The 6,561-nt window shown below is 74.6% G+C and carries 7 protein-coding genes; 5 read left to right on the top strand and 2 right to left on the bottom strand.

Translation table 11 applies throughout. From position 1 onward, the window contains the following. Positions 1-2,420: Tex family protein (locus ACFU7Z_RS33780; protein WP_380781737.1), on the bottom strand; the 2,420-nt coding region annotated here is incomplete at its 3' end. Between the two features lie 179 nt (positions 2,421-2,599). Between ACFU7Z_RS33780 and ACFU7Z_RS33775 the strand changes: the two genes are divergently transcribed. Both ACFU7Z_RS33775 and ACFU7Z_RS33770 read left to right on the top strand, forming a co-directional pair. Next, entirely contained in the window at positions 2,600-2,992 is a 393-nt protein-coding gene (locus tag ACFU7Z_RS33775) for a PPOX class F420-dependent oxidoreductase (protein WP_074002216.1), read from the top strand. 190 nt (positions 2,993-3,182) lie between these two features. Beyond that, on the top strand, positions 3,183-4,082 hold the full coding sequence (locus ACFU7Z_RS33770) for an aminoglycoside phosphotransferase family protein (protein ID WP_380781735.1): 900 nt from the start codon (positions 3,183-3,185) through the stop codon (positions 4,080-4,082). A gap of 16 nt (positions 4,083-4,098) precedes the next feature. Here ACFU7Z_RS33770 and ACFU7Z_RS33765 read toward each other — a convergent pair whose 3' ends face one another. After that, positions 4,099-4,440: a DUF5713 family protein gene (locus ACFU7Z_RS33765; RefSeq protein ID WP_049658165.1), complete on the bottom strand. Its 342-nt coding sequence runs from the start codon at positions 4,438-4,440 to the stop codon at positions 4,099-4,101. 134 nt (positions 4,441-4,574) lie between these two features. Here ACFU7Z_RS33765 and ACFU7Z_RS33760 point away from each other — a divergent pair, with 134 nt between their 5' ends. From ACFU7Z_RS33760 to ACFU7Z_RS33750, 3 genes are all read left to right on the top strand, one after another. Then, positions 4,575-5,309, top strand: coding sequence for a tyrosine-protein phosphatase (locus ACFU7Z_RS33760; protein WP_380781733.1), 735 nt, complete (start codon positions 4,575-4,577; stop codon positions 5,307-5,309). A gap of 95 nt (positions 5,310-5,404) precedes the next feature. After that, positions 5,405-5,857: a hypothetical protein gene (locus ACFU7Z_RS33755; protein WP_380781731.1), complete on the top strand. Its 453-nt coding sequence runs from the start codon at positions 5,405-5,407 to the stop codon at positions 5,855-5,857. A 42-nt stretch (positions 5,858-5,899) separates the two neighbouring features. Beyond that, positions 5,900-6,460 (top strand): DinB family protein, encoded by a 561-nt coding sequence (locus tag ACFU7Z_RS33750; RefSeq protein WP_079272064.1) that lies wholly within the window; start codon positions 5,900-5,902, stop codon positions 6,458-6,460. The last annotated feature ends 101 nt before the right edge of the window (positions 6,461-6,561 follow it).

Here is a 6,561-nt window from a genome sequence, read left to right as displayed (position 1 = left end):
GGCGGGTCGCCGCGGCCGCCGTCGCCGCCGGTCAGGCCCGCGCGGCGCAGCGCGTCCGCCATGGCGCTGTTGGCCGGTGCACCGCCGCCGGAGCCGCCGCGACCGCCCTGACCGCCCTGGCCGCCCTGGCCACCGCCCCGGCGCTCCTGGCGCGGCGGGCGGGCCTGGCGGTCACCGCGGTCGCCGCGGTCCCCGCCGCGCTCGCGCCCGACCTCGTCGTCCAGCCGCAGGGTCAGCCCGATCCGCTTGCGCGGCACGTCCACCGTGAGCACCCGGACCTTGACGATGTCGCCGGGCTTGACCACCTCGCGCGGGTCCTTGACGAAGTTCCTCGACAGCGCCGAGACGTGCACCAGCCCGTCCTGGTGGACACCCACGTCCACGAAGGCGCCGAAGGCGGCGACATTGGTGACCACGCCCTCCAGCACCATGCCGACCTCCAGGTCGCCGATCTTGTCGACGCCCTCCTTGAAGGTCGCGGTGCGGAAGGCCGGGCGCGGGTCGCGGCCCGGCTTGTCCAGCTCGCCGAGGATGTCGGTGACGGTCGGCACGCCGAAGGTGTCGTCGGCGAAGTCCGCCGGGCGCAGCGCCCGCAGCCGCTCGCCGTTGCCGATCAGCTCGCGCAGCTCCCCGCCGGTCGCGGCCAGGATGCGGCGCACCACCGGGTAGGCCTCCGGGTGCACGCTGGAGGCGTCCAGCGGGTCCTCCCCGCCGGGGATGCGCAGGAAGCCCGCGCACTGCTCGAAGGCCTTGGGGCCCAGCCGGGAGACGTCCTTGAGCTGCCGGCGGGTGCGGAACGGGCCGTTGGCGTCGCGGTGCGCGACGATGTTGTCGGCCAGCGTGCCGGTGACCCCGGAGACCCGGGTGAGCAGCGGCGCCGAGGCGGTGTTGACGTCCACGCCGACGGCGTTGACGCAGTCCTCGACGACGGCGTCCAGCGAGCGGGAGAGCTTCACCTCGCTCAGGTCGTGCTGGTACTGGCCGACGCCGATCGACTTGGGGTCGATCTTGACCAGCTCGGCCAGCGGGTCCTGGAGCCGGCGGGCGATCGAGACCGCGCCGCGGATCGACACGTCCAGGTCCGGCAGCTCCTGCGAGGCGAACGCGGAGGCCGAGTAGACCGAGGCACCGGCCTCGCTGACCATCGCCTTGGTGAGCTTCAGCTCGGGATGGCGCCCCAGCAGGTCCTCGGCGAGCTTGTCGGTCTCCCGGGAGGCGGTGCCGTTGCCGATCGCGACCAGGTCGACGTCGTGCTTCTTCGCCAGGGCCGCCAGCGTCGCCAGGGCCGCGTCCCACTTGTTGGCGGGCTGGTGCGGGTAGATCGTGTCGTACGCGACGACCTTGCCGGTGGCGTCCACCACGGCGACCTTCACGCCGGTGCGGAAGCCCGGGTCCAGGCCCATGGTGGCGCGGGTGCCGGCCGGGGCGGCGAGCAGCAGGTCGCGCAGGTTCGCGGCGAAGACCCGCACCGCCTCCTCCTCGGCCTCGGCGCGCAGCCGGGCGCGCAGGTCGATGCCGAGCCGGACCAGCACGCGGGTGCGCCAGGCCCAGCGGACGGTGTCGCCCAGCCACTTGTCGGCCGGGCGGCCGCGGTCGGCGATGCCGAAGCGGGCGGCGATCCGCTGCTCGTAGTCGTTCTCGCCCGGAAGGTCGCCCTCGGACTCACCGTCGTACGGGGAGAGGTCGAGGTCGAGCACCTCCTCCTTCTCGCCGCGCAGCATCGCCAGGATGCGGTGCGAGGGGAGCCGGGTGTACGGCTCGGCGAAGTCGAAGTAGTCGGCGAACTTGGCGCCGTCGCCCTCCTTGCCGTCGCGGACCTTCGCGACCAGCCGGCCGCGGGTCCACATCCGCTCGCGCAACGAGCCGACCAGGTCGGCATCCTCGCCGAAGCGCTCGACCAGGATCGCCCGGGCGCCCTCCAGGGCCGCGGCGCCGTCCGCCACCGACTCGTTGAGGTACTGGGCGGCCAGCACGGCCGGGTCCTGCCCCGGGTCGGCCAGCAGGGTGTCCGCCAGCGGCTCCAGGCCCGCCTCGCGGGCGATCTGCGCCTTGGTGCGCCGCTTCGGCTTGAACGGCAGGTAGATGTCCTCCAGGCGGGCCTTGGAGTCCGCGGCGAGCACCCGGGCGCGCAGCGCGTCGTCCAGCTTGCCCTGGGCCTCGATCGACTCCAGCACGGCCGCCCGGCGGTCCTCCAGCTCGCGCAGGTAGCGCAGCCGTTCCTCCAGGGCACGCAGCTGGGCGTCGTCGAGGGAGCCGGTGACCTCCTTGCGGTAGCGGGCCACGAAGGGCACGGTCGAGCCGCCGTCGAGCAGATCGACGGCCGCCTTCACCTGCCCCTCGCGGACACCCAGCTCCTCGGCGATCTGCCGCTCGATCGCCTGCTGGGCCTGCCGGGCCACCTGTTCGACTGGCGTGGTCACGAAGCCGGTCACCTTCTCCATCAGTGCTTGCGCCGTACGCCCTGCATTCTGGCAGGTGCCGACGACACCGACCGGCCGCCCCCGGGACGGCCGGGCGTGGCGCGCGCCTCCCGCTGACGGCCCCGGGGCTCCACCGAGGCTTGAGCGGGGCCCAGTTGCGGCTTCCTAGGCTGGCGGGCATGGACACTCTGGATGCCGCCGCCGAGTTGGAGCGGCTCGCCGCCGCCAAGTACCTGCTGTTCACCACCTACCGGAGGAACGGCACTCCGGTCGCCACCCCGGTGTGGGTCGCGCGCGACGGGGACGCGCTGGTCTTCACCACCGTCACCAAGACCGGCAAGGTCAAGCGCCTGCGCAACCGTTCGGACGTGCTGGTCGGGCCCAGCGACATCCGCGGGAACCTGCTCGGCGCCCAGGTGCCGGCCACCGCGGTGCTGGACCCCGACCGGGCGCCCGCCTACCGGAAGCTGCTGCGGCGCAAGTACGGCCTGCTGTGCGCGGTGGCGCTGACCGCCAACGTGCTGCGCTTCGGCAAGGGCGGCACCATCGGGGTGCGGGTCACCTTCGGGTGACCGTCGGGGCCGTCAGGGCCGTCAGGGCCGTCAGGGCCGTCAGGGCCGTCAGGGCCGTCAGGGCCGTCAGGGCCGTCAGGGCCGTCGCCGGGTGGCCGAAATCGCGCGTTCCGGTTCGAACGACCTTCGGAATGTGAGCAGTTCGGCAATCCGGCTGAACGGCGACGACCGGAGCTGTACGCTGCCGGGCATGTGCGCTGCCACCCGGATCCACCCCGACGGGCCGGTGGTCGACGCGGCCCTGGTGCGGCGGCTGATCGCCGCCCAGTTCCCGCAGTGGGAGCGCCTCCCGGTCACCCCCGCCGCCACCTCCGGGGCGGACAACGCGATGTTCCGCCTCGGGCCCGAACTCGCCGTCCGGCTGCCCCGGGTGGAGTGGGCCGCCGGGGGCCTGCGGCGGGAGCAGCAGTGGCTCTCCCGGCTGGCCCCGCGGCTGCCGCTGCCCGTCCCGGCACCGCTCGCGGTCGGCCGGCCCGCCGCCGGCTACCCGTGGGAGTGGTCCGTCCTGCACTGGCTGGACGGCGCCAACCCGGTCGTCCACGCCCTGGCCGCGCCCCAGGCGCTGGCCCGCGACCTGGCCGGCTTCGTCAACGCCCTGCGCGCCGTCGACCCGGCCGACGCCCCCGCCTCCCAACGCAGCGTCCCGCTCGCCTCCCGCGACGGCGCCACCCGCGCGGCCATCGCCCAGCTCTCCGGCTCGATCGACACCGAGGCCGCGACCGCCCTGTGGGACAAGGCACTTCGACTGCCCGACTACGCCGGCCCGCCGGTCTGGCTGCACGGCGACCTCACCCCCGGCAACCTGCTGCTCACCGGCGCCGGCCGGCTCGCCGCCGTCATCGACTTCGCCCTGATGGGCGTCGGCGACCCGACCGCCGACCTGATCGCCGCCTGGAACCTGCTGCCCGCCACCGCCCGCCCCGCCTTCCGCGCCGCCCTCCACGCGGACGAGGCCATGTGGGCCCGCGGCCGCGCCTGGGCGTTCTCCCTCGCCCTGGTGACGATCCCGTACTACCGCCACACCGACCAGGCCCTGACCGCCAACGCCCGCCACGTCGTCCGCGAGGTCCTCGCCGACCGCAGCGTGTAGGGCCGGGCGGTGCCCGTCACCACTCCCGGGGCTCGACCATCTCCTCCACGTCCGCGTCCTCGAAGCCGTAGGCCGAGGCGATGATCCAGAAGGCCTCGGCGATGTCCTCCCGCGCCGCCGTCTCGATCTCGCTCCCCGCCGCCTTCAACTCCGTGTCCAGACGGTTGAACTCCTCCGCGGCGGCGTGGGAGAGCACGTACAGCGCCGGCAGGTCCGCCGGCCGCTCGGCCTCGATCCGCTCGCACAGCCGCACCAGGATGGCCCTGCCCTTGGCCACGAGGTGGTCGGGGAAGTACGGGTCCTCGGACATCTCCCGCAGGAACTCCTGCTCCGTCACCTGCTCGTTCGTGATCGCCATGACGCCCTTTCCGTCCCTCCGAAGAACCGACGTGCAGATCCTGCCCGACACCACTGACAGACGGCGGCGCCCGGGCCGGCCGCCGCCGCTCCCCCGGCCCGGCGGCGCTTGACGCGCTGGTTAGAGTGCCGCGCATGACCACACGTCACATCGAGTTCGAGGCCCTGCACAACTTCCGCGACCTGGGCGGCTACCCGGGCGCCGGCGGGCGGTCCGTCCGGTGGGGGCTGGTGTACCGCTCCGACTCGCTCGGCAAGCTCGGCTCCCCCGCCGACCTGGACCGGCTCCGGGCGCTCGGCGTGCGGACCGTGATCGACCTCCGCTACCCCTGGGAGATCGCCGCCAAGGGCCGGGTGCCCGGGTTCGAGGGCCTGGAGTACCACAACCTCTCGATCGAGCACCGCCCGTACGACCAGGCCGAGATCGACCCGGAGGTCGACCCCTGGCGCCACCTCGCCGACCGCTTCGCCGAGGTCGCCGAGGACGGGGTGAAGGAGATCCGCCAGGCGCTGGACGTGATCACGGCCGCCGAGGCCCCGGTGGTCTTCCACTGCGCCTCCGGCAAGGACCGCACCGGGCTGATCGCCGCCCTGCTGCTCACCCTGCTCGGCGTCGGCGAGGACGACATCGCCGCCGACTTCGCCCTCACCGAGCTCGCCACCGCGCACTTCGTCGCCGAGTGGCACGCCGCCCACCCCGGCCGCACCCTGCGCTGGCCCGGTTACGGGCGCGCCCCGGAGGCCGTCATCCGGCTCACCCTCGCCGACCTCGCCGACCGCCACGGCTCGGTCGGGGCCTACCTCACCGGCGCCCTCGGCATCGACCGCGCGCAGATCGACACCCTGCGCGCCCGCCTGCTGACCGACTGAGCCCCGCCACCCCCGCACGGGAGGTCGGCCGGCCCGACGTCCCGTGCGCGGACGCCCCCGAAACGCCCTCGCCCGGCGGAGCGGCGCCTGGCAGCATGCCCACGCCGAGCCCCGACCCGGACTACAGCGTCACCACCGGGTACGACCTGTCCGACGACGCCTACTTCCTCGAACTGCGGCTCAGGGCGGACCCGCGGGCCCTGGTCGCCGCGGTCGTCCCCGACGAGGACCCGGCGCGGGAGCCGACGATCAGCCTCGACCCGCGGGGGCGGGCCGTCGACATCCCGTACGAGATGATGCGCTGGTTCCTGCGGCTGGTCGAGGAGGAGGTCGACGCCGTCCGCGCCTGGATGCGGCTGCGCCCCGAACTCGTCGCGCTGGTCCACCGGTTGCGCCGGGAGCACCAGGGCGTGATCGACGACGAGGGGTTCCCGGGCGTCCTGGCGGAGGTCCGCGCCGCCGTGCCGGAGGCCGACGTCGCCGCCGTGCTCCGGGCCGCCTTCGGGGCGGAGGGCGAGCGGTTGCTCCGGGGGCCGGGGGTGCGATAACCCGGTGGCGGCCGGGGGTGGTTGCGAAGGAGGATGCCGGGCATGACCGAGCAACCCGTGCGATGGACCGAGGCGACCGTCTACCCCGACATGTGGGCCGACCCGGACGACGACCCCCGCAACAGTGAGGGCCCGAGCCCGGACGGCGAACTCGCCACCCTCCAGGACTACCTGACGAACTACCGGCTGACCCTGCGGATGAAGTGCGACGGCCTGGCCCCGGAGCAGCTGGCCCGCCGCTCGGTGCCGCCGTCCACGATGTCGCTGCTCGGCCTGGTCCGGCACCTGGCCCGGGTGGAACGGGACTGGCGGAACTGGATCACCGACGGCGAGCCGCTGCCCAAGCTGTACGGCGGGCGGGACGCGGACTTCGACGGGGCCGTCGGCGAGCAGGCCGTGGTGGACGCAGCGTTCCACGACCTGGAGCGCGAACAGGCCGCGCTGGACGCCGCGTTGGCCGGGTATCAGGACCTGGGCGAGCGGGTCGGGAAGGACCGGCTCTCGATCCGGGAGCTGCAGGTGCACCGGATCGAGGAGTACGCCCGCCACTGCGGCCACGCCGACCTGCTGCGCGAGTGCGTGGACGGCCGGGTGGGCCAGTAGCGCCTCAGCGCCGGCGGCCGCTCCGACCGGGGCGGCCGCCGCCCTTGCCCGCACGGGGCCCGGCCCCGGCGCCCGCGGCGGGAGCCGGGGCGGTCTCGGGC

The sequence above is a fragment of the Kitasatospora sp. NPDC057518 genome, assembly GCF_042802075.1.
In the GTDB taxonomy this organism is placed as follows: domain Bacteria; phylum Actinomycetota; class Actinomycetes; order Streptomycetales; family Streptomycetaceae; genus Kitasatospora.
This window is presented reverse-complemented; position numbering and strand designations above follow the sequence as displayed.